The sequence below is a fragment of the Paraburkholderia sp. 2C genome (assembly GCF_054589215.1).
In genome coordinates this window covers 660,133-681,064 of record NZ_BAAILL010000036.1, presented here as the reverse complement: position 1 = coordinate 681,064, position 20,932 = coordinate 660,133, and the positions used below count along the sequence as shown (strand labels likewise).

The following is a 20,932-nucleotide window of genomic DNA, read 5'->3' as shown; positions in this document are numbered from 1 at the left end:
GTCCGTATCCGGCCGTATCGACGCAAATCGGGCGAAAATTTAGGGGCTTGCACAAAAAACCCATCCAGCATGAGACCGCGGTGCGTATTTCGGACGAACGTGACCGGCCGTGTCTCCGAACTCCCCACGCTTTTTTTCTGCCGATAGAATCGGTGAGAATCAGAAAGGGGACGCGCATGGACCTGATCATCCGTAACGCGGTGTTGCCGCGCAGCGCAGCAGGTGGAGAATCGCCAGTCGATATTGGCATTGAAGACACGCGGATCGTCGCGGTCGAACCGCATCTTGCCGCTCACGCGCGCGACGAAATCAACGCGGACGGCTCGCTTGTTACGCCGCCGTTCGTCGACGCGCACTTTCATATGGACGCGACGTTGTCGTACGGGTTGCCGCGCGTCAACGCATCCGGCACGCTGCTCGAAGGCATTGCGTTATGGGGCGAACTGAAACCGCATCTGACGCAGGACGCGCTGGTCGAGCGCGCGCTGCAGTATTGCGACTGGGCGGTCGCGCGCGGCTTGTTGGCGATTCGCACGCATGTCGACGTGTGCGACGAGCGCTTGTTTGCTGTTCACGCACTGCTTGAAGTGCGGCGCCGTGTTGCGCACTACATGGACTTGCAACTGGTCGCTTTTCCGCAGGATGGCCTGCTGCGCAGCCCGCGCGCATTCGACAACCTGAAGCGTGCAATCGACCTCGGTGTCGACGTCGTCGGCGGCATTCCGCATTTCGAGCGGACGATGGCGGATGGCGCCGAATCGGTGCGCCTGCTCTGCGAGTTCGCCGCGCAGAAAGGGCTTCGCGTCGATATGCATTGCGACGAATCAGATGACCCGCTGTCGCGCCATATCGAAACGCTCGCTGCGCACACGCACCGTCTGGGTTTGCACGGCCGGGTGACGGGTTCGCATCTGACGTCGATGCATTCGATGGACAACTACTACGTCAGCAAGCTTTTGCCGTTGATGCGCGAATCGGGTGTCGCGGCGATTGCGAATCCGCTGATCAACATTACGCTACAGGGACGCTCCGATACCTACCCGAAGCGGCGTGGCATGACACGCGTGCCGGAGATGCTGGCGGCGGGGATCAACGTCGCGTTCGGCCACGACTGCGTGATGGACCCGTGGTACAGCCTCGGCTCCGGCGACATGCTGGAAGTCGCGCAGATGGGGCTGCACGTCGCGCAAATGACGGGTACCGATGCGATGCGCGCGTGCTTCGACGCAGTCACTTTCAGCGCGGCGCGCATTCTCGGTCTCGATGGCTACGGCATCGCGCCGGGCTGCGCGGCCAATTGTGTGGTGCTCGATGCTCGCGATGAAGTGGAAGCGATTCGTCTGCGCGCGGCGCGTCTTGCCGTGGTGAGCCGCGGCAAGGTGGTCAGCCGGTCACCGGCCGCGCGCGCGGCATTGGCGCTCGACGGCCGTCCGAGGGAGGTCGATTTCAAACTGCATCGAGCATGAAAAAACCGGGGCATTGCAAAGCTTGCAATGCCCCGGTTATCTGGCACATCAGCACGCAATGCGTGCGTCGCGCTCAATATGCCGCTCGATGCGCCGCAGTCTGCGTCATCCCGTTATCTCGCAGCCAGGCGTTCCGCGGCACGGCCGGGCTTCAGGCCCAGTTCGACGATCGCCTGGATCATCTTCAACCGGTCGAGTCTGTCGCAGCCATCCAAGCTCCCGACGCCGGACAACCGGCGGCCGGACAGCTTACGCGGCGCAAAAGCGGACATCTGAACTTAGCCATTACATCCGTTGTCATGGCCAGATTGAAATGTCCGGGTGCTGGCTAAATAGAAATGTCCGGTTTTGAAGCCGTTTTTGCCTTGGTTCTGTTTATGGTTTTGGGGTGGGGCGGCGCAGCCGCCCCCCGTCCCCTCATTTCTTTTTCACTGACTTCGAGAATGGCCTGGTTCAGATCGGCAACCTTGATCGCACGCTGCTTCTTCAGCCCGACGAGCGCCTTCTTCGCACGGACCGCTTCACCGATATGGGTCCGGGAAGGGGAGCCCGCCGCGCGCCGGTCATCACGTATCGCCTGAACCTGCCGCGCCACTTCCAGCGCGCTCGCGAGCCGCTTGTTGTCGATTTCCGCGCCCTGGTCGAGCTTCGTGATGCGGTCATATTCGGTGTGCGGCAACACCATGCCGTCGGCCTGCACCTCGATCACACCATCGGGATACTCGACCACCTCCACGTACTCATGGATCAGGCGGCGATTGGCCGCGGTGTCCTCGAGCAGGTACATCACGCGGTCGTACTGCACCGTGAGTGAATTCGTCACCTTGCGCGGCACGCGATAGGCCAGGATCTGCCGCAGGTCCTCCTCATCGTGCAGTGGCCGGTGCGTGTTGTAATCGCTCGCCGGCGGCTTCGCAAAACGCCGGTTGAAGTCCGCGATGAAGGAGGGCGCATACGCATTGGCGGCTTCCCGCGTGCTGATGCCGCGCAGCCGAAGCTCCTTCACGAGCCGGTCCTGCAGCGTACCGTTGGCGCGCTCGACGCGCCCCTTCGCCTGGCTCGAGTTCGCACAGAACGTCTCGATGTTGAGTTCGTACAGGGCGCGCCCGAACTGCGTGACACCTTTGCCCGCGGTGGCGGACCGGTTCTTCACGTAGAACACGCTCGCCTTGTCGCTGTAGAACGCCACCGGCTTGCCGTGCGCGCACAGATACTTCGCCAGCGCCTCGAAATAGCTGAAGGTCGACTTGGTGGCCGTGAAGTGCAGCGCCATCAGCCGGCTGGTCGCGTCGTCAACGAACACCAGCAGCGTGCACGCCGGCGCCCGCTCCTCGAACCAGCGATGGTCGCTGCCATCGATCTGGATCAGCTCGCCATAGCACGCGCGGCGGTTGCGCGGCTGGTACACCTTCGGCGGACGCTGCGCGCGCGGCACCCAGAGCCCGGCATCGTACATCCATTGCCGCAACGTCTCCTTGGCCAGCAGGATGCCGTGACACTCGTACAACTTCTCGCGCGCCAGGGTCGGCCCAAAATCGGCGTAGCGCTCGCGGACGATGGCGATCACGCGGGCCCGCACGTTCACCGGCAGTTGCCGGTTGCTCGGCCTGCCACGTTTGGCCGAAATCAGACCGGCGGCCCCCGACGCCTCAAAGCGGCGTCTCAGACGCGAAACCTGCCGCTCGCTCAGTCCCAGCTGAGCGGCAGCACGCACGCCGCTCAGCCGTCCTTCGACAACCGCCTCGATGATCTTGACCCGCTGCAGTTCGTTCATGCTGATCGTCACCAGTCCGGGTTCGTTCATCACAGGCTCCATCGTGTGCGCGCCACAGCATGCGCCTCGCGGAGCCCCGAACCGGACATTTCTAACTGGCCCAAACCGGACATTACTAAATGGCCGTTACATCCGTTTTGTCGATAATTTATAGAAAGTCGAACTCACTAACGCACCAATTCACGCGGTTGCCAGACGCGAAAAAAGGCGATTCGCGGCGTTAGTGAGCAGGCGAAAACCCGCCGCAAAGACCTCTTTCGAGCCTTTCAATTCGGCTTCTTTAGCAACCATTATCTGCATCACTTCCCCAAGAGAGACGTTCGCTTCTTTAGCAAGCAACGCAGCGGTTCGGTAATCGGGAATATGGCTACCACGCACATATCGATTCAACGTCATTTTCGACATTCCAAGGTGTGCGGCCGTCGCGCTGACGGAGCGGCCTTGCAGTGCCTTAGCTATCAACTCGTCATAGTTCATATAAATCTCCGATTGACGTAACAAATGTGTTACGCGCATCATTCGTAACAGATGTGTTACGCGTAACTTTTCTGTTACGAAGTCTACCAGCGCGGCGGAAAAGGTAAACCCCGCGCGTCGAGTACGACCCATTAAACGGGGAGGTGCTGTGAAAGGTTCTTTGGTGGTGGTAACACTGACGTGTCGTGAGATCGCTGACGTAGCCACGTTGCGACTTCGCTATGAGGCGGTACGGGCGTTGTTGACCGTTAATGGTGTTGAGCCTGTCGCGCTGGTCGAGCAAGGCAAGGTGTCCTCCTGGCTACACGTTCTTTGCGGCGGCCGCATTGCCTGGCGTGAAGTTCGTGATGCCTGGTGTTCGGTCGAAATGGGCAACGTAGCAGCACGCCGCGTGAAAAAGGCTACGGCGGTGCTACCGTTGTTGACAGCATGCGATCTGCTAACGCGTCACTCTTCGTCGTAGTCGTCGTCTTCATACACACCAAGGATGCCCATACGGTTCTCGAAATTTTCGAAAGAGGTTGGAACGTCGTTTTGGCTCCAGACTTCTCCGAAAAATGCGCCTTGGTCGTTGCAAATGACGATTGCTACCGGGTTTTCATGCTTATCGAGTTCAGTTGAATAGAACTTCCACGCGTCTTTTGCGTTATTGGGTCCCTCATCGAAGTCTTTGATGACAGTTCCAATAGCGATTGATGAAATGGTCGGGCGTGTCATTGTTGTTTCTCGGTTGTTGTTGGTGCCCATAAATATAACTCTTCACAGTTTCGGCTCATCGAAAGTCAATAACGGGGGTTAGCTGTGCCTGCATATCGAGTTCACGTCTATACGCAGCACGCGCATTCGCGCGTTGCTACTGTCGAAGTCCGCGCAAGAGACAGCGAAAAAGCGCGCGACAAGGCTCGCGCCGAACTGTACCGGCAGGGTCGCCAACCCAATTTTCTTACGCTGGTGCCGGTCGAAGTCGGCGCGCCGGTCAACCCTTTCCGAACCTGACTGCATGGCAAAGTGCACAGACGACGTGCGGACACCGGATCTGTTTTACGGTCGGGTGTCGCCGGTGCGCTCGATGCCGCTCGAAGTGCGTCGACGCGATGTAAGTGCGCTGTCGATGGAAGTCGCAGCGGAGTTGTGCGCCTGGTGCGGTGTTGACCGTGCGGGCGGTTGTGGTGCGTGTAGTGATGTTGCCGTAACGACGCGTTAAGCGTCTCCGGTCGTGGCCAGTCTGCGACCCATTTGCCCGACAAGGGCTTACCTAGTGTGAATAGCACTACTAATCGAAAGGTGAATGTATGAACAAGCAGAAATTGACGATTCTCGATGTGACGCACCGGTCAGGCATTTCGAAGAAGACCGGCAACCCGTGGGCTATTCACGAGGCGCAGTGCATCCTCGAACAGGAGAACAGCGAAGGGAAATCGATCCTCGTTGGCACGATCAACCTGCCCGAAGTGCTCAAGGAATCGACTCCGGGTGACTACCTCGCGGAGTTTTCGCTGTTCCGGTCGAGCGAGGGCAAGCTCGAACCGCGTGTGGTGTCGTTGCAGCCGTTCGGTATGCCGGGAGCGAAGGGCAAGCCGGGGGCGGGTGTTGCTGCGGGCGCTGGAGCCTGACATGTCGCTGATGCGCTCGTTGCGGCTCGGTTTGTCCGCGTGGCTCTGGATGCGCGACGAGGGTGTGCGCGAGCGCTTCGGCCTTTCGATTGAAGTTCTGCTTGCCTGTCACATCGATGCGATGGGCGGGCTGGCCGGGGAGTGGTGATGCAAAGCCTTCCATTTGATGCGGTAGACCGCGTTGCGCTGCAGCTCGCGCTGCTCAATGCCCAGGTGGGTATCTACCTCTGCTGCAAGGGGTTGAATTACGCGGCTCGCACGGTGTTTCGTCGCGATCCGCCAAAGAAGTCGACGCAACGCGCTAACGGCCCGGGCGCTTCGCGTCCAAACGGTACGGGCCAATAGGAGTAGCTGTAATGAAGAAGCTGTTCGAGAAGGGTGCTCTTGTTCTGGCGGCTGTTGCCGCTCCGGTGGCTGCGTTCGCGCAGAGCTCGGGCACGACAACCCCGGCAATCGACGATACGAGCATCGTGGCGTCGATTTCGAGCACGTCGACGACGGTGCAGGACGTTGGCATTGCCGTCCTCGGCGTGGTGGTCGTGGTGTTCGCGTTCCGTCTGATCAAGGGTTTCATCGGTCGCTGACGGCGGGCTGTGTGAAGTGCGGGGCGTTTGGCGGGAGCTGAGCGCCCCGTTTTTTCATCCGGGGTGCGTGATGGCGTCAGCGGTTGAGGGAAGACAGTATGCGGTCGTTTGCTATCTGCAGCCGGATGTTCCGGCGAGCGATCCGGCGCTGTTCGTGGGTAGTACACCGGCTGAGTGCGGATTGAACGCGGTGGGCGAGACCTTGTACGCCTACATGGAGCCGGTGCAGTCAGGGTCCGACAGCCCGATTCCGGGCGGCGAGGTCGTCGGCATGGAGGTGGGCGGGGCCATGCTGCTGGTAATGGCATCGGCGTGGGCAATCCGGAGCGTGCGGCGCTTCATCGATAGTGAGGTTTCCGAATAATGGCCTGGTATCTGTTCTGCGCGGCCTCGGTGGTCGCGACGTTCTGGGCGGTTGGCCTGATTCTTTTTCTGTGAGGCGATATGCGTCGCGTTCGTCTGCTGCTCGCGTTGGTGCTGTTTGCGGTTTGCTTATACGCGCACGCTGCTACGGCACTGATTTTTGACAGCGCTGGCAACATCGTTGGTTCGTACGTGCCTGGCGTGGCCGGTTCGTTTGAACGCGCCCAGGCACAGCTAGGCGGAGTAATTGCGGCTAAAGAGGCGCAACGTGGCGTCGTGCCTACATCGGCGCAGGCGCAGGCAACGGCGGAAGGGGTAAATAGCGCGACTGGCCTCAGTTCGTCGGTCGCGGGCAATATTGTGGGCGGCATTGTGAGTACCGCGTGCTTTGGCGCGGCAGGTTTGCCGACAGGGGGCGTCGGTGCGCTTTTTGCGGTCGCCGGATGTATCACAGTGGGTACGGTTGTCGGAACGTTTGTACAGCTGGGCGTGAACGGTCTTGCCAACTGGCTCTTTTCTCCGAAGCCGTCGTCAACGGTGGGCGTAGCAAACCAACCATCAGGTGCACTTGTGCAGGGGCAGAGTTTCTGGAGCGGCGCAGGTAGCTGCGATGGTGGTACGCCGGAGGCCGCCGCGCAGGCGTGTATGCAGTGGAATGCGTCGGCCAACGCGACGAGCTGGGCGCAGTCGGGTTGGAAAGATGAACGGCTGACTGGCCCTTGCACGATAGTCAATACCGGCACGGCGTCTTGTCCTTTCGCTATTGACGAGACGGACGGCAGTGTTGCGCTTACGGGCACGCTGCCGGTCAGTCTTTCGTCGTCGACGTGGTCTCTTCCTTCGTGTGCCAGCGGGCTTTTCTACAGCGGTGCATGCCAGGTGTACATACCGCCAACGCCGCAGCAGGAACCGATTGGCGATGCGGTCAACTCGATTCCGCAGTCGGACCTTGCCTTGCCGCTTGATCCTGCATTGACGGCAGCGCTTGCGGATTCGCTGTGGCAGCAGGCAAGCGAGCAAAGTGGCTATACAGGGGTGCCGTACGACCCGTCGAATCCGATCACGGCGGATGACGTGACGGCCTGGAATGCTGCGAATCCGAGCTGGGTGCCTACGGTGGGCGATGCGGTGGACGCGAACACGGGCGACGGCTCAATGGCGGTGCCGTATTCGGGCATGCCGTTTCCAAGTGGCGGGACCGGCACAGGTACAGGAACGGGTACTGGAAGCGGCACTGGCACTGGTACGGGAACAGGCTCGGGCACTGGCACCGGATCAGGTACGGGCTCGGGTACTGGAACGGGTACCGGCACGGGATCAGGGACGGGAACAGGCACCGGCAGCGGTACTGGCACTGGAACGGGGACCGGTACAGGTACAGGTACAGGTACTGGAACCGGTACTGGCAGCGGTGATGGTGGCGGCGGTTAATCGTCGTCCGATACCGCAGACCTGTGCGAGCTTGACCCTTCTGCGTCGGCATGTGCACTGCTCGGCACCGCTACGGCCGATACGTTGCCGTCCAGTTCGGTTTCCGTGTCGCTGACGCCGTGGGATATCGGACCTTCTACCGGCACCTGTCCGGGTCCGGTTGTCATTCCTGTTTTCGGTTACGAACTCTCGTTTTCGTGGACGCCCATGTGTACGTTCGCGGCGGATGTGCGGCCAATCGTGCTTGCCGTGTGCGGCATCGCTGCGGCTTTCATCGTCGCAATGGGGATCTGATATGACCTGGGCAACGTGGTTTGTGTCGGTGGCGGCACCGTTCGTCATCCAGGCGCTTATCGGGATCGGCGTGGGCGTGATGACGGTGACCGGCGTGGACCTTGCGGTCAATCAGGCCATGCAGTGGGTCACAACGGCTGTGGGCGGCCTGTCATCGGACGTGGTGAACATCGTCGCGATCGGCGGCTTCTGGACGGGCTTCGGCTATATCGGCGGCGCGTTCGCTGCGCGTGTGGCCATGGCCGGGGCATCGTCCATGAAGAAGTTCTTCATTCGCTAGGAGGCGACCGTGGCTATTACGCTGGTGACGGGGGTGCCGGGTAGCGGCAAGACGCTGTGGGCCGTGTGGAACCTGCAACGTGAACTGAAATCGGGGCGGCGGCTGCTCGTCAACGGTATTCGCGATCTTGCGCTTGATCACGAGCTGGTGAGCGATGACGACGTGAGGCGCTGGCATGAAGTGGTGCAGCCGAACGACATTCTCGTCGTCGACGAAGTGCAACGTATCTGGCCGCCCGTGCCGCAGGGCTCAAAGGCAAGCGTCGATATCGAGAAGCTGCATGTGCATCGTCACTTCGGCGTGGATATCGTGGTCATTACGCAGCATCCGAACCGGATGAACAAGACGGTGCGCGATCTTGTCGGGCGTCATGTGCACGTGCGTCGGCTGCTCGGCCTGAACCGGGCCATGATTTACGAGTGGGACTCGGTTCATAACCCAAGCGCGGGTTTTCGTGATGCGGTCAAAAGCATGTGGGCGTATCCGAAAAAGGCTTTCGCTCTCTATACCAGTGCGGAACTGCACACGAAGCCGAAAGGCGTCGTGCCCAAGGCGCTGTTCTTCGGGCCGCTTGCGCTGGTCGCGGCGGTAATCTTCGGGTGGCGCGCATTCCACCACCTCAAGCCGGGCGCACATGAATCCGCCGCGGCTAAGGCTTCTGCTACACCGGCTGCTGTGGGTGCGTCTGCACCGCGGGGCTCACCGTCGCACTCGTGGCATATCGTCGGGCGTTTCGTCATCGATGGACGCGCCGGTATCGTCATTGCTGACTCGTCAGGGGTGCTGCGCGCTGTCGAAGGGAAAGGCTTTACGGGTGACGGTGTGTGGCTGGAGGGCGCGGTGGATGGCGAACGCGTGGGTTACTGGACTGGTGCATCGGGTGCGGCGGTAGCGGCGTCTCCTGTGCCTTCGATGGGGCTGCCGAAATGAAACTGGCTGCGATTGTGCTGCTGTTTGTGTGCCTGACGGTGCAGGCTGGCGAGCCCGTGTTACCGCCGTTTCCTGCGATTGCGTCCGGTGTTGTCTCGAGTGCGTCGCCGGCGCCCGCGTTAGGGCCTCTGCCTGCGTCGGCTGGCAGGCACGGTGCGTTTGATCTGCGGTTCGCGAACGTAGGGCAGGTCGTCGACCTTGTCTATGCCGATGCGCTGCATGTGCCGCATGTCATTTCGAATGACGTGCTCGAAGACACGCGGGTGGTGTCGTTCCAGTTCGATTCGGGCAAGGGCGATCTGCGGGCCTTCATGCTGACGTTTCTGGATTCGCTCGGCTTCAAGGTCGAGACACGCGACGGTGTGGATTTCGTGGGCAAGAAGGGCGCGGATCAGGTCAAGCCCGACGTGCTGGAGCCTTTCGTGTACCGGCCTAAGTACCGCTCGGCCGCGTATCTGGCGAAGCTGGTGCAGCCATTGTTCTCGCATGTGTCGGTCGGCTCGGACGCGGTGTCCTCGTTGGGCGCTGCGGGGGGCATTGCCGCAACTCCTGCGAGTACGCCCGGTACGGGTGCTATGGGCGTGGCTACGGGCGCACTGACGGGCGTGAAGGGGGCTTCGTTACCTGAGCCTTTCATGTCGGGTTCGTCGCCCGTGTCGTCGGCTGCGGTCGGTGCCGATGACGAGCTGGTGGTGTTCGGCAAACACTCGGATATCGCGAACGTGCGAAAAGTCGTTGAGGCGCTCGATACCGCGCCCGGTCAGGTTATCGTGCGCGGTTGGGTGTACGAAGTCTCGCTGACGGATGGGACCAATAGCGCATGGTCGCTGGCTGCGCATGTGCTCGATGGCCAGCTCGGTATCAGCGCGGGTTCGGTGGGTGCCGATCCCAATGCGTTTTCGTTCAGCGCACATTATCTGAATGCGGCAATTTCGGCGCTGTCGTCGGACTCGCGTTTCCGTGAAGTGAGCGATCCGCATGTGCGTGTGGCGTCGGGGCAGAAAGTCAGCCTGAACGTTGGATCTGAGGTGCCGACCATTGGCAGCGTGAGCTATCAGGGCGCAGCGGGCACGGCGGTGCAATCGGTGGATTACCAGAACGCAGGCGTGCTGTTCTCGGTGCAACCAACCGTGATGAACGATTCGATTGACGTGTCGATTGACGAAGAGATATCGAGCTTCGTTGCGACCACAACGGGTGTGAACAGCTCGCCGACGAAGAACACGCGTTCGTTGAATACAAGCGTATCGATGAAAGATGGCGAGGTCGTCGTCCTCGGCGGGCTGGTGCAGGACTCCGACTCGTCTGCGACTGAGCATCAAAGCTGGTTGCCGCATTTCCTCGATGGCAAGTCGAGTTCAAAGGGGCGCACTGAGGTTCTGCTGGTTTTGCAGGTCGAGAGAATCTGACTTGTGCTTGTAATGCGCGAGTCTCGGGGTTCGTTGATCTAGCGTTTGAGTATGTATGTGAACGCGGCGTATAGGAGGACGCCTATGGCGGTCCATGCGAGCGCGATAATGAGCCGAGAGGTACCGCGCTTATTTAGATGTGCCAGCGCGGGGTGAATGTAGTTCTGCCGGTCTGACCGGTTCGCACCGGCGCGTCGTCGCTGTTCGTCTCTGTACCAGTCGCGTTCATCCAGGCTCATGTCGGTTCCCGTAATTTTTGCGCGAGCGATTTTAACAACGCCAATAGGCGTTTGAGCGCGAAGGGCAATCTTTATGCTGCTCGCATGCGGGTATGCGGCGTCGACTATAGCCGGGCGGTTTCTAGAATGCCTTTCAGTAGATGACCGTCATAGTCCATGACGCGAGCGACCAGACTGCGCATGGTGCGGCAGACGAATTGACGGCCATCGGGGCGCGTCCATATGAAGTGCTGGCCCTTACGGATGAGGGCACGCAACGGGAGGCGTAGGCGTAGCTGTCGCCACGGCATGAACGGCACAGCGGGCAGGCGTGAGGCGCGTTTGGCGCGTGCGAACCACAGCGGGGCGCTGGCGATGCCGCCAGTAAGAAGGAGTTGCAGTTGCGTCATGGTCGATGACTCCAGGTGTTGATGCTGCCGGGCTGCAAGATTCGGAGCCCAACGTTTGATGTTTTTGCCGCACAGCAGGCGGGATTGCTTGCCGCCAGTCCGCTGAGTTCTTCGCCCGTTGCCGCGATAGAGCGCGAGCGGCTGCGGGTCAAGGGGGAGGGTTTGTAAAAGTCGTGCGGTTCGACTTTTACGGATACCCCCTTGAAAGCGCGCAGCGCTGGCCCGCGGACGGTCGTGATCTAGCGTGCCAGGCAATAGCGAAGGACTTAGCGGACTGGCGGCAGGGCGTCAGGCGTGTGGGGCGGCAAAAACGCCGCGCGGCGAGCGCCCCTAGCGTGTAGCGCTCCGTATGGGATGTTGATAGCGGCTGCGGACCGGATGCGGGCGCGTGGTGCCGCTGCGGGAACGTAGTGAGGGTTGGTAGTGGGGCGCGGGCGCGCGAGCCTCCCGCGAGCCGGAGGCCGCAGAGGCGGCGCGCGCAGCGCGCCTAAACTTGAATCAGGGACACTTAACGGAAAGAGATACGCAGACAGGACAGCAAACGCTGGTACAGCAAGGATCACGAAGTAGCGCAGCAAAGAAAAAAAGCCCTGACCGCGCGAACGATCAGGGCTTCCATGGACGAGCATTACAAGGACAAGTTGCAATGCACGAAGAGATTATAGGCGACTTCTCGCCGTTCAGACGTGAGTGGGTGATTCGTGGTCGCAATTTTGGCGATGGTCAAGTTGAGATCACGGCAACGCGCTTTGACAGGTACATCGGCGCGCAACGTCTCAACACGTTGCCGAAAGCCAAGCGGGGAGAATCTGAGAACTCCGAAGAAAATTTGATGGACGCGGCGAAGCGAGCGAAGCAGCAGGTTCGCTTACGTTGCAAGGCTATTGGTGCGGATCGCATGATCACGCTGACGTACCGAGAGAACATGCAAGATAAAGCACGCTTGAAGCGCGATTTCGACGCTCTACGGCGTCGCCTCGGGAAGCTCGGTGGTTTCGAGTATGTGGCCGTCGCGGAGCGTCAGAAACGCGGCGCCTGGCATCTGCATGTGGCCGTGAAGGGTCGGCAAAACTATCGTGTTCTTCGCTCGATCTGGCAAAGCATTGTGGGTGTCGACAATGGCAACATTCATGTTCGCAATCCGTTCAAGGAGCGTGGACTGCGGCACAAGCTCGCTGCGTACCTCGCGAAATACATCACGAAAGGCTTCGCCGATCACGCGATGAACGAAAAGCGCTACTGGACAAGCCGGGGCGTCGTCGTGCCGGAGAATTTTTCCATCGAGCATATTCTCGCCGACGATCCAGTTCAGGCGCTCAAGATTGCATTTGATGCCGCGCGTCGCGTGGGTGCGCCACTCGACCGCTGTCAAACGTTCTGGAGGCAGGAGTTAGGGTGTTTTTGGTTGGCTACGCGTGAATCAATGGTAGCGACGTAACGTACTTTACCCGGAATACGTAGCTGGGCTTGATACTCGGAAAGCCTTGCGGTGGCGCGGCGAAGCGAAATGTCAACCCGCGCAAGCTAAATTTTTCGATTTGTCAAGTTAAAAATATCCACTATACTCTGTGCCAGAAATAAGGGGCGGCACAAGATATTGTGCTGTGGGAGATCAGGTCGTTTGGAGGGGTAGTACAGGAAGGATGCGAACCGGGAGGCACATGTTGGCGCATGTGCCCCCCGCGAGCGGTGTCGGTTAGCGCTGTTCCGCTGCCGCGCTCGGTGCTTAACGCAGGGGGATTGTAGTCGCCCTAGTCACCTGGTGCAAGGAACAAATACAGCGCGTCTTTAAAAGAAGGAGCTTGATTTGCGCTAGTCGTGGTGACTGGTTGGCGCATGGTGTTTCTGCCATGCAGACGATTGCAACTCTTTTAGGAATTTTTGAGATGACTTGGTTCATTGTCCGCGTTGAATTGCTCCACAAGCCGCTTACAGCGACGGCTGAGGACTACTCGCAGCTGCACGCACGCATGAGCCGTGCGGGGTATCAGACCACGGTGATGGGGTCCGCCGGCCAACGGTTTGTATTGCCTCCTGCCGAGTATTTTCGGATTGGTGTTGGTACGGTTGCGGACGCAAGGCAGGATGTTGTGCGCGCCGTTTCCACGGGCCTTCGGCCGGGACTTAGTTTCCGCGTGTTTGTCGCCGAAACGAGCGCCTGGGCTGCGCATAACCTCGCGGCGGCTTAACGATCGGCTCACGCCGTTCCTGGAAGCTTGATGGATCGTACGCCGGCGGTTGCCGGCGTCGTCTACGAGCAGCATGGATTTCGGTTATTTGGATACCTAATGGTTTGGTGAGTCACCGGAAATCCTTGTCTTCGGTTGTCTAATATAACTGGAGTATCAGACGTATATGGAACCGCTAATGACGGATTGCCCGCCGGATATCGTTTCGATGCCCGGGGGGAGTGCTATTAGTTTTGGTCTTGAAGTTCCGACGCTAAAATCACTTTATATTGAGATGTTTTTTGGCGACACATTGCTTGGCAGTGGAACGGCGTTCCTTGCTGCAAATGATCGTGAGTCGAATTGCGCATTGATAACAAATAGGCACAACGTTACGGGTAGAAATCAGGAAACGGGTGAATGTCTGAGTAAGACCGGTGGAATTCCAGATAGCATTGTTATTTATTTTCACAGGAATCCGCTTGAGGCGGGGCAATGGAAGAAGATCAAGCTCCCACTTTACCGAGATGATGGAACGCCTTGGTGGATCGAGCATCCCCGTCTGGGAGCTGCGGCGGATGTTGTGGCGCTCAACTTACGTTGGGGCAGCGATGTACATAAGCTTCCGTATTACATGAAGCTCGATCTCGATCGCAAGGGTTTGTACACTTCTCCTGCGGAAATTGTGAGCGTGATTGGGTTCCCTTTTGGTCTTTCCTCTGCCGGCAAGTTTCCTATTTGGTCGACGGGTTTTGTCGCACAAGAATTAAGTTTGGTTACGCCCGAAAACCCGGTTTTTCTGATCGACTGCCGTTCTCGAAGAGGACAGTCTGGATCTGCGGTAGTTTCATATCGCGCGGGCTCCTATCGTCATGTACGTGATGGGAGAGTCGTTTCCACGATTTCCCCAGATCCGGTTTGGGAGTTTCTGGGAATCTATTCCGGTAGAGTGAATCCAGAGTCTGACTTGGGGCGCGTATGGCATGTAAGCGCGGTTGAGGAAGTTCTCAACGCAGCGGCCGCCGTTGCGACGGCGAAAAACCTTGTCGAACCCGCAGTTGTCGGGGTCGATGTGCCAGCGGATTAAACGTTCTGACGCGCGTGCGCGGGTTCAGACTCGCGGCGCGATGTTTGCGCCGTCGCGGGGACGGCTCGTATGGCATCGGCCGATCATAGTCGGTGTGTTTTGAGCCAATCGCGTAGCGCGTCATTCATGCGAGTTTGCCAACCTTCGCCGCTGCTCCTGAATCGTTCAATGATTTCGGGGTCGTAGCGGATGGTGACGGCAACTTTCGGGTGTTCGAGTTTGGGGCGGCCGGCGCGTCGCTTCATCTGCGAGAACTGTTCATCGCTTGGCTCGAACGTATCTGGGTCGGCGGCAATGCCGCGGGCGATTGCGGCTTCCTCTTCAGGCGTGTTACGAATTAGCCTGGGTTGCTTTTTCATAGCGATCAATCTCCCGGTTGTTGGCCTTGCGCAAGCTGATGACCCGAAACGTTTCGCCGCGCTGCGTGAACACGACGCAGTAGAGGCGGGCACCGATCACGGCATAACCAATCTCGCGCAGCTCTCCGTAGTCTTTCCGGTCGTCGGGTGCGCACCATACGGATGACCAGTCGATAGCTTCAGCGACGCTGAGGGAGATACCGTGCTTCCACTCGTTAACTACGTTCTTGCCCTTATCGAAGGTCGTTTTCATCGGTTATTGTAGTTACGGAAACTTGCGAGCGCAACAGATTTTTGTGACTACGTTATTTGCCGTGTCCGGCGTACTCGGGATCGATGCGAATAGGCGGCGTAGCGTCGTCCGGTTGTGCGTTGATCGTCAGTGGGCTCGCGTAAGCCGCTTCGTTCGCTGGTGGCGTCAAAAGCCGCGATGGAATGTCGTCTTGCCGCCTGGCTTCACGCTCGATGGCGGTGAATCCCATCTGGTCGCGCATCAGTTCGTACTCGAGCGCCTGCAAGCGCAACACGGCGACCGCCCAGGGCGGAATGACGGCCTTGCCATTCATCCAGTCCTTGACCGTGCGTTCGTGACGCCCCAGCGTGCGGCAAAGATGGCGCATCGGCAGGCTGCGGGCGTAGTGCAGAAATTCATTGGGCGACGCGGCGTTGCTGCGCGTCAGGATCTTCGGTTTGCGTTTTGTCATGCTGGTCTCGCTGAGGGTGTGCAGTCTGAGGCGGTGACAAAAAAGCCGCTCATCGGAGCGGCTGTTTCGTTGCGAAACGCGAAGTGAGTTCGTATCTTTCATATAAATTACAACCTCGATTTTTGGTTGATAATTTATATTATGTCAAATACTTTGTTGAGGCCGTACGCGTTCGCGAAACAGTGTCCGTCGGCTTGGTGTGTGGACACAAAATTCTACTAGTTCGATCCTTCCGCCGATTGGCGGTATCCGCCGCCTAACGCTTTATTTAGCGCGATATCCGCGCTCACTTTCTGCCCTTCGAGTTTCAGTAGCGCGATTTTTTCGAGGATCACGGGCGATTTCGCCTCCTCCGCATCCGCCTGGCTAACCAGACCGTGTCCATAGCGAGCGACGACGCTCGCTAACGCGACCGACACCGCATCGACCTTTCGAGACTGCAGCAACCGCTCGCTCTCGATGTCTTGCAGCCTGCTGGCGGTCGTCGCGACATCGCGCACTGCCTCAAGCACGCGCTGGTTGTACTGGGCGATCAGCGCGTTGCTCGCGCTGCGTGCCGATCCCAGATTCGCATTCAGCCGGCCGCTGTCGAAAACCGGCAGATACAAGCCAGGTATCACGTTGATCTGCTGACTTGCGTGCGTGAACAGATCATTGAGATGCAGCGCATTCACACCGAAGAATGCCTTGATATCGAAGTTCGGATAGAAAGCCGCTTTCGCCGCGTCGACCCGATGGAGCGACGACTGCACATACCAATGCATGGCTTGCAGATCAGGTCGTCTCGCAAGCAGTCCGTACGCAAGCGTCGAAGGCAGCCTGGCCTGTGGCGTGGGCAGCGACGCGGGCGCGATATCGGGCAGCGAATCAGGGCCAGCGCCGACTAGAGCACGAAGCGATTCGCGTAACAACGTGATCTGCGTGCGTGCGGCGACGATCTCGCGCTCTGCGGCAAGCTGCTGTGCCCGAGCCAGTTCGCTAGCGGTTCGCGATTCCAGTCCCTGCCGCATCCGCGCGGCATGAGCCCGCTGTGCGACGGCCGCGACCTCCGACTGCTGCTCGAGCAGCGCGACCAGTTGACGGTTCGTCTGTATTTCGTAGTAGATTTGCGCGACATCGGCAGCCAGTTCCAGTTCTATCGCTGCGCTCTCTGCGACACGCGCGTTGTGCTCGCCGGCAGACGCTTCGATCAGCGCGCGCTGCTTGCCCCATAGATCGATATCGAGATCCGCGCCGAACCCTGCGAGACCCGCGGTATACCAAGGGCCATTCGCGCCGATCAGCGGCTGGTTTCCCGCAAACGGCCCGAGAAATCCGTTCGACGACAGATATTCGCGGTCAATCGCCGCAAGCGCGACAATCTGCACGCCGCTACCCGCCTTCACCAGGTCGACGTTCGAGCGGGCTTGCGCAACGCGCATCTGCGCGATGGCAATGGTCGGCGCCTCGATCAGCGCGCGTTCGATCAGTGCATCAAGCTGTGCGTCGCCATAGGTGGTCCACCAGCGCGCTTGTGGCCAGCCGTCGGCCGCGAGATGAATATCGTCGGCAAGCCGGATTTGTGTCGGCGCAATTTCCGCAAGCGGTGGGCTGTCGTGGTGCACGAGCGCGCATGCGGCAAGCCCGCACGGCACAGCAACCGCAAGCCATCGACGCAGCAGTAACGACAGCGTGCAACGATTCAGAATGCGCCTCATTGGCGTGGCCCCGATTCGGGAAACGAACCGGTGCGGCTTCCCGGCGGCGCAGCGGGAAGATCCGCGACACGCACCGCGAGCGTCTCGGCAGCGCTCAATATGCGCGTGCGCATCAAACGCACGGAAGCGGAATCGGCCTGTGCGCTGTCGGCTGCACACGCGGCAGCCAGACCAGCGAGGCTCGGTGCCGGGGATGCCTGAACCGGCCGCGCAGCGTTCGTCAGCCTGTCTGCGTAGGTATCGAGTAGCGTCGCCAGCGCCTGCTGTAGCCCGTCGCTTGCTGCTGCCGTTCGTGACGTCCGCTCGACCGTTTCGACCTCCGCTTCGAAGGCAATGGCCGCTGCGACAATCTCTCTGATCTGTGCAAGCAGTGCCTGCATCCGGATCGTGAAGTCCTCATGCTGCCCCTCGCCGATTTGCCAGGTCGGCTCGAGTGCGACGCGCGCCGCAATCGTTTCGCAATCGCCCAGTTCTGTCCATAAGGCCGCGAGCGCGGGTTCACGCACCTGCGGCCGAAGCGAAGCCGCGAGCCGGCGCAGCAACGTACCGACGCGCTGACGCAGCGCTTCCCCCTCGACCTCGGGCCATAGCGTCGCGTGAATGACTGCGGAAAGCACGACGCCCAGCATGATGCCGACCATGCGGTCGCGAATTTCAGTCAGATGGGTGGATGGTCCGAATTGCTCGAGCAACGCGAGCGAGAACGTAAACATCATTTGCACACCGGCATAGGCGATACGCTCGGAGCCGGCAGCAAGCCATGCGCCGAGCGCAATCACCGGCAGTACCATCATCAGCAGACCGACGATCCCATGGAGGTGCGGCACAATCCATACGACCATCGCCAGCGCGAGGATGCTGCCGGCCGCCGCGCCGCCGATGCGCAGCACCGCGCGCTGCCCTGTCGCACCGAGACTCGGCTGCGCGACGATCAGGCAGGTGAGCATGATCGTATGGATGCCCTGCCAGTCGGTTGCCAGATAAAAGACATAACCGAGCATCGCTGCGAGCAAGGTCTTCAGTGCAAACTGCGCGTACACCGGATTACTCGACGCATCCGGCAACAGCAGCCGTTGCCTTTCCGTCGTCGATTCGCCTGCCTCGGGTGTCGACGCGCGACCGGCGCAAGCGAGCAGCGCGCTGCGCATCTCCCGCAACGCGCCCGGCAACGCTTCACGCGATGCTCCGTCGGGCCCTGTCGCCGGCGCAAATGGTTCGCCGCGCTCGACAGCCTCGCCGAATGCACGACATGCGCTGCGCAGTCCGGCAACCACGCCGGCTCCCACGCCTTCGGCGGCTAGCGGCAAATAACCCGCAGCCGCGTATAGACGTGAAACAGTCGTTACCTCCGCGAGCATGGCAGTCTGATGCCGGCGATAGCGGGCCTCGCGCATCGTCGCAAAGCGCAGCAGCTTCTGCAACGCCAGCGTGCCTGTCTCCACATCGCGTGCACCCGGCCGCCGCGGCGCGGACACATGCTGCTCGAAATCGGCAAGTGCGTCGTCAACCGCCTTCAGCTGGCTTAGCATCGCGCCCTTGAGCTGGCGCGCGGGCTCAGCGGGCAGAAACAGCGTATTGATCACGAGCGTGAGCGCAATCGCATAGTTGATGGCGACCCAGACCCACAGCAGGCTGCGCACCACCCGTTCGGGCTGATCGGTCTGATCGACGAAGCTCTGTCCATAGATGACCACGATGCCGACGATGAAGAACACGACGCCAATCTTCATGACGCGCATCAAATACACGCAGGCGAAGAACATCAATCCGACGGCAACGATTCGCACCAGTGGATACGCGTAAGTGAATTTCAGCAGCACGATGGTCACGCCGATCGCAAGCGTCGATCCGACGAAGAACAGGATACCGATCAGACGCGTCACCACCACATTGGCCTGAGTCACATAGAACACGGCAATGAGCGACAGCGCGAGCAGCGGCACCTGCAAGGCCATCGAGGCCACGATCACAATGGCGCTCGACAGCAGGGTCCGCAGCATCACGTTCGCCCGGCCCGGGTAGACGCGCATTTCGCTGCGCAGAAAGCCGGCAAGCCGGAACCCGTCGCCAGTCTGCCGCGCGGCGCCTTTCAATGCTCCGCTCCGGGTGCGTTACCTTCGCCGTTGTCTTCGCGGTGCAACGTCACCACTGCCGACGCACCGATGCGGAACAGTCTCGCATCCGGATCCCGCACGGCGACCTTGACCGGAAACCGCTGCGATACGTGCACCCAATTGATCGTGCGCTCGACTTTCGGCAATCCTTGCAGCACGACGCCGCCATCGTCGGGCAATACGCCGTAGCTGATCGAGTCGACGACAGCGCTAAAGTGCCGGCCGGTGTTGCCCATCAGGTACACCGTCGCGCGCGTGTCGGGATGAACGCCCCGTAACTCCGTTTCCCTGAAATTGGCGACGACATACCAATGCCGTGTGTCGATCAGCGTGAAGATCGGGTGCAGCGCGGTCGCAAACTCGCCAACCGTCGTGCGTAGCGATGCGACGCGCCCGTCGAATGGTGCGCGAACTTCGGTGAACTCGAGATTGAGTTCGGCGATGGCGATCTGCGCGCTCACCTCGGCGCGTTGCGCGACGAGCGCATCCACGCCGCTCACCGCTGCCGACGCTTGCCGGGCTTGTAGTAACGCCGTGTTCAGTTCAGCAAGCGCCGAGCGCTGCGCGGTGCGCGCACGGTCGACTTCCTCGGCCGATGCATAGCCTTGACCGAGCAGCGGTTCGACGCGCGCTAGCGTGTCGCTCGTCTGTGCTTCGAGCGCGCGCGCTCGCCCGACGGCCGCCTTCGCCGACGCCGCGTTATATTGCTGCGCGTTGACCGAGCGCTGGGTCAGATCGATCTGGGCGTCAAGCGTCTTGAGGCGCGCACGCGCCTCGTCAAGGGCGTCCCGGTAAGGTCGTGGATCGATCCGCATCAACAGGTCCCCCCGCTTGACCGCCTGATTGTCTTTCACCGGCAGATCGACAATACGGCCGTTGACCTCCGGCACCACGTTGATCGTGTCGGCATAGACGTAGGCGTCGTCTGTGCTCGGAAACCGGTCGATGCGCAACAGCACGGTAACGAGCAGTACCACCGCAACCATCACGATGATCAGCGCGGGCACGCTGTGGCGACGCGGTTGATGGGTGGCTTCATTCATTGCGGTGCACGCGCCGTTAGCCTGGGAAAAAGATCAGCCAGATCGCCATGGCGATCGCCGCGCCCAGAGCGGGATAACTGATCGCGATAGGGGCGAGCCACCCTTGTTTGTCGCGCCTGACGAGCAACAGGTGCACGGCTGCCGTGGCGGCGATGCCGCCGGCAACGCAGAAGAGCCAATCGGGAAAGCCTGCGCCAAACACGGCAATGGACGGCGCGCTCGCGCACCCGCTGATTGCACAGAAGACGGGGGATGCGAGCAGCACAGGCCAGCGGCAGATGGAGCATCGATGCGAAATCGCAGCGGGCAATGAGTCAACCGATCTCAGCGAATCGTAGGTCATGAGCGTGGGGGCCGGGCATCGAGCGTGATGACATCGAGGCGTGACGTGTGCGCCGGCAGGCGTCACTTTTCGGAGGCTGTGACTGTAGCGGCTCGTGCGCATCGTCGACATCCCCCTGTCGGGGGAATGCGATGTCCGGGTGGGGGATGTCCGGCGCGCGAAGTCTCG

The 20,932-nt window shown here is 60.4% G+C and carries 24 protein-coding genes; 13 read left to right on the top strand and 11 right to left on the bottom strand.

What is annotated here, in order from left to right; all coding sequences use genetic code 11:
• The first annotated feature begins 176 nt into the window (after positions 1-176).
• Positions 177-1,466, top strand: coding sequence for an amidohydrolase family protein (locus ACYPXD_RS15750; protein ID WP_459712872.1), 1,290 nt, complete (start codon positions 177-179; stop codon positions 1,464-1,466).
• A 328-nt stretch (positions 1,467-1,794) separates the two neighbouring features.
• Here the strand turns inward: ACYPXD_RS15750 and ACYPXD_RS15745 are convergent, their stop codons facing one another.
• The 3 genes from ACYPXD_RS15745 to ACYPXD_RS15735 form a co-directional block, all read right to left on the bottom strand.
• Positions 1,795-3,270 carry an ISNCY family transposase gene (locus tag ACYPXD_RS15745; RefSeq protein ID WP_459712870.1) on the bottom strand — a complete coding sequence of 492 codons (1,476 nt, stop codon included), beginning with the start codon at positions 3,268-3,270 and terminating at the stop codon, positions 1,795-1,797.
• A 150-nt stretch (positions 3,271-3,420) separates the two neighbouring features.
• The gene (locus ACYPXD_RS15740; protein ID WP_459712868.1) at positions 3,421-3,717 is read right to left on the bottom strand and encodes a helix-turn-helix domain-containing protein; all 297 of its coding nucleotides are present in this window, start codon (positions 3,715-3,717) and stop codon (positions 3,421-3,423) included.
• 447 nt (positions 3,718-4,164) lie between these two features.
• Complete coding sequence (locus tag ACYPXD_RS15735) at positions 4,165-4,464, bottom strand: hypothetical protein (RefSeq protein ID WP_459712865.1); 300 nt, start codon at positions 4,462-4,464, stop codon at positions 4,165-4,167.
• A gap of 545 nt (positions 4,465-5,009) precedes the next feature.
• On the opposite strand from ACYPXD_RS15735, the gene ACYPXD_RS15730 reads away from it, so the two are divergent.
• The 9 genes from ACYPXD_RS15730 to ACYPXD_RS15690 all read left to right on the top strand — a co-directional run bounded on the left by ACYPXD_RS15730 (position 5,010) and on the right by ACYPXD_RS15690 (position 10,621).
• Complete coding sequence (locus tag ACYPXD_RS15730) at positions 5,010-5,330, top strand: cellulose synthase (protein WP_459712863.1); 321 nt, start codon at positions 5,010-5,012, stop codon at positions 5,328-5,330.
• Position 5,331: 1 nt separating this feature from the next.
• Positions 5,332-5,478 carry a hypothetical protein gene (locus ACYPXD_RS15725; protein WP_459712861.1) on the top strand — a complete coding sequence of 49 codons (147 nt, stop codon included), beginning with the start codon at positions 5,332-5,334 and terminating at the stop codon, positions 5,476-5,478.
• A 208-nt stretch (positions 5,479-5,686) separates the two neighbouring features.
• Positions 5,687-5,914 carry a major capsid protein gene (locus ACYPXD_RS15720; RefSeq protein ID WP_459712859.1) on the top strand — a complete coding sequence of 76 codons (228 nt, stop codon included), beginning with the start codon at positions 5,687-5,689 and terminating at the stop codon, positions 5,912-5,914.
• A 70-nt stretch (positions 5,915-5,984) separates the two neighbouring features.
• Positions 5,985-6,278, top strand: coding sequence for a hypothetical protein (locus ACYPXD_RS15715; RefSeq protein ID WP_459712857.1), 294 nt, complete (start codon positions 5,985-5,987; stop codon positions 6,276-6,278).
• A gap of 80 nt (positions 6,279-6,358) precedes the next feature.
• Positions 6,359-7,708: a hypothetical protein gene (locus ACYPXD_RS15710; protein ID WP_459712855.1), complete on the top strand. Its 1,350-nt coding sequence runs from the start codon at positions 6,359-6,361 to the stop codon at positions 7,706-7,708.
• Between the two features lie 21 nt (positions 7,709-7,729).
• A complete protein-coding gene (locus ACYPXD_RS15705) occupies positions 7,730-8,002 on the top strand; it encodes a virulence factor TspB C-terminal domain-related protein (protein WP_459713360.1) in 273 nt (90 codons plus the stop codon).
• 1 nt (position 8,003) lies between these two features.
• On the top strand, positions 8,004-8,282 hold the full coding sequence (locus ACYPXD_RS15700; RefSeq protein WP_459712853.1) for a DUF2523 family protein: 279 nt from the start codon (positions 8,004-8,006) through the stop codon (positions 8,280-8,282).
• A 9-nt stretch (positions 8,283-8,291) separates the two neighbouring features.
• Entirely contained in the window at positions 8,292-9,212 is a 921-nt protein-coding gene (locus tag ACYPXD_RS15695) for a zonular occludens toxin domain-containing protein (protein ID WP_459712850.1), read from the top strand.
• Positions 9,209-10,621 (top strand): type II secretion system protein GspD, encoded by a 1,413-nt coding sequence (locus ACYPXD_RS15690; protein WP_459712848.1) that lies wholly within the window; start codon positions 9,209-9,211, stop codon positions 10,619-10,621. The genes ACYPXD_RS15695 and ACYPXD_RS15690 overlap by 4 nt, the downstream gene beginning before the upstream one ends.
• A 343-nt stretch (positions 10,622-10,964) precedes the next feature.
• On the opposite strand, the gene ACYPXD_RS15685 is transcribed toward ACYPXD_RS15690, so the two are convergent.
• On the bottom strand, positions 10,965-11,249 hold the full coding sequence (locus ACYPXD_RS15685) for a hypothetical protein (protein WP_459712845.1): 285 nt from the start codon (positions 11,247-11,249) through the stop codon (positions 10,965-10,967).
• Positions 11,250-11,895: 646 nt separating this feature from the next.
• Here ACYPXD_RS15685 and ACYPXD_RS15680 point away from each other — a divergent pair.
• The 3 genes from ACYPXD_RS15680 (at position 11,896) to ACYPXD_RS15670 (ending at position 14,504) form a co-directional block, all read left to right on the top strand.
• Positions 11,896-12,687, top strand: coding sequence for a rolling circle replication-associated protein (locus ACYPXD_RS15680; RefSeq protein WP_459712843.1), 792 nt, complete (start codon positions 11,896-11,898; stop codon positions 12,685-12,687).
• A gap of 412 nt (positions 12,688-13,099) precedes the next feature.
• Complete coding sequence (locus ACYPXD_RS15675; protein ID WP_459712840.1) at positions 13,100-13,438, top strand: hypothetical protein; 339 nt, start codon at positions 13,100-13,102, stop codon at positions 13,436-13,438.
• Between the two features lie 166 nt (positions 13,439-13,604).
• Complete coding sequence (locus ACYPXD_RS15670) at positions 13,605-14,504, top strand: serine protease family protein (RefSeq protein ID WP_459712838.1); 900 nt, start codon at positions 13,605-13,607, stop codon at positions 14,502-14,504.
• An 83-nt stretch (positions 14,505-14,587) separates the two neighbouring features.
• Here the strand turns inward: ACYPXD_RS15670 and ACYPXD_RS15665 are convergent, their stop codons facing one another.
• From ACYPXD_RS15665 to ACYPXD_RS15635, 7 genes are all read right to left on the bottom strand, one after another.
• The gene (locus ACYPXD_RS15665) at positions 14,588-14,863 is read right to left on the bottom strand and encodes a BrnA antitoxin family protein (protein WP_459712835.1); all 276 of its coding nucleotides are present in this window, start codon (positions 14,861-14,863) and stop codon (positions 14,588-14,590) included.
• A complete protein-coding gene (locus ACYPXD_RS15660; RefSeq protein WP_459712833.1) occupies positions 14,835-15,116 on the bottom strand; it encodes a BrnT family toxin in 282 nt (93 codons plus the stop codon). The genes ACYPXD_RS15665 and ACYPXD_RS15660 overlap by 29 nt, the downstream gene beginning before the upstream one ends.
• 52 nt (positions 15,117-15,168) lie before the next feature.
• Positions 15,169-15,669 (bottom strand): hypothetical protein, encoded by a 501-nt coding sequence (locus tag ACYPXD_RS15655; protein WP_459712831.1) that lies wholly within the window; start codon positions 15,667-15,669, stop codon positions 15,169-15,171.
• A gap of 116 nt (positions 15,670-15,785) precedes the next feature.
• Positions 15,786-17,264, bottom strand: a complete 1,479-nt coding sequence (locus ACYPXD_RS15650; protein ID WP_459712829.1) for an MdtP family multidrug efflux transporter outer membrane subunit — start codon at positions 17,262-17,264, stop codon at positions 15,786-15,788.
• A complete protein-coding gene (locus ACYPXD_RS15645) occupies positions 17,261-19,357 on the bottom strand; it encodes an FUSC family protein (RefSeq protein WP_459712827.1) in 2,097 nt (698 codons plus the stop codon). The genes ACYPXD_RS15650 and ACYPXD_RS15645 overlap by 4 nt, the downstream gene beginning before the upstream one ends.
• Entirely contained in the window at positions 19,354-20,421 is a 1,068-nt protein-coding gene (mdtN, locus tag ACYPXD_RS15640; protein WP_459712825.1) for a multidrug transporter subunit MdtN, read from the bottom strand. The genes ACYPXD_RS15645 and mdtN overlap by 4 nt, the downstream gene beginning before the upstream one ends.
• 16 nt (positions 20,422-20,437) lie before the next feature.
• Positions 20,438-20,764, bottom strand: coding sequence for a YtcA family lipoprotein (locus tag ACYPXD_RS15635; RefSeq protein ID WP_459712823.1), 327 nt, complete (start codon positions 20,762-20,764; stop codon positions 20,438-20,440).
• Positions 20,765-20,932: the final 168 nt, after the last annotated feature.

Bases quoted from the DNA above. Each gene is read 5' to 3' on its own strand.
- ACYPXD_RS15725 (WP_459712861.1), top strand. From the start codon at position 5,332: ATGTCGCTGATGCGCTCGTTGCGGCTCGGTTTGTCCGCGTGGCTCTGG.
- ACYPXD_RS15685 (WP_459712845.1), bottom strand. From the start codon at position 11,249: ATGACGCAACTGCAACTCCTTCTTACTGGCGGCATCGCCAGCGCCCCG.
- ACYPXD_RS15665 (WP_459712835.1), bottom strand. From the start codon at position 14,863: ATGAAAAAGCAACCCAGGCTAATTCGTAACACGCCTGAAGAGGAAGCC.
- ACYPXD_RS15730 (WP_459712863.1), top strand. From the start codon at position 5,010: ATGAACAAGCAGAAATTGACGATTCTCGATGTGACGCACCGGTCAGGC.
- ACYPXD_RS15700 (WP_459712853.1), top strand. From the start codon at position 8,004: ATGACCTGGGCAACGTGGTTTGTGTCGGTGGCGGCACCGTTCGTCATC.
- ACYPXD_RS15660 (WP_459712833.1), bottom strand. From the start codon at position 15,116: ATGAAAACGACCTTCGATAAGGGCAAGAACGTAGTTAACGAGTGGAAG.
- ACYPXD_RS15715 (WP_459712857.1), top strand. From the start codon at position 5,985: ATGGCGTCAGCGGTTGAGGGAAGACAGTATGCGGTCGTTTGCTATCTG.
- ACYPXD_RS15745 (WP_459712870.1), bottom strand. From the start codon at position 3,270: ATGAACGAACCCGGACTGGTGACGATCAGCATGAACGAACTGCAGCGG.
- ACYPXD_RS15635 (WP_459712823.1), bottom strand. From the start codon at position 20,764: ATGACCTACGATTCGCTGAGATCGGTTGACTCATTGCCCGCTGCGATT.
- ACYPXD_RS15750 (WP_459712872.1), top strand. From the start codon at position 177: ATGGACCTGATCATCCGTAACGCGGTGTTGCCGCGCAGCGCAGCAGGT.
- ACYPXD_RS15670 (WP_459712838.1), top strand. From the start codon at position 13,605: ATGGAACCGCTAATGACGGATTGCCCGCCGGATATCGTTTCGATGCCC.
- ACYPXD_RS15735 (WP_459712865.1), bottom strand. From the start codon at position 4,464: ATGGGCACCAACAACAACCGAGAAACAACAATGACACGCCCGACCATT.
- mdtN (WP_459712825.1), bottom strand. From the start codon at position 20,421: ATGAATGAAGCCACCCATCAACCGCGTCGCCACAGCGTGCCCGCGCTG.
- ACYPXD_RS15675 (WP_459712840.1), top strand. From the start codon at position 13,100: ATGCAGACGATTGCAACTCTTTTAGGAATTTTTGAGATGACTTGGTTC.
- ACYPXD_RS15690 (WP_459712848.1), top strand. From the start codon at position 9,209: ATGAAACTGGCTGCGATTGTGCTGCTGTTTGTGTGCCTGACGGTGCAG.
- ACYPXD_RS15720 (WP_459712859.1), top strand. From the start codon at position 5,687: ATGAAGAAGCTGTTCGAGAAGGGTGCTCTTGTTCTGGCGGCTGTTGCC.
- ACYPXD_RS15740 (WP_459712868.1), bottom strand. From the start codon at position 3,717: ATGAACTATGACGAGTTGATAGCTAAGGCACTGCAAGGCCGCTCCGTC.
- ACYPXD_RS15710 (WP_459712855.1), top strand. From the start codon at position 6,359: ATGCGTCGCGTTCGTCTGCTGCTCGCGTTGGTGCTGTTTGCGGTTTGC.
- ACYPXD_RS15650 (WP_459712829.1), bottom strand. From the start codon at position 17,264: ATGAGGCGCATTCTGAATCGTTGCACGCTGTCGTTACTGCTGCGTCGA.
- ACYPXD_RS15680 (WP_459712843.1), top strand. From the start codon at position 11,896: ATGCACGAAGAGATTATAGGCGACTTCTCGCCGTTCAGACGTGAGTGG.
- ACYPXD_RS15655 (WP_459712831.1), bottom strand. From the start codon at position 15,669: ATGAAAGATACGAACTCACTTCGCGTTTCGCAACGAAACAGCCGCTCC.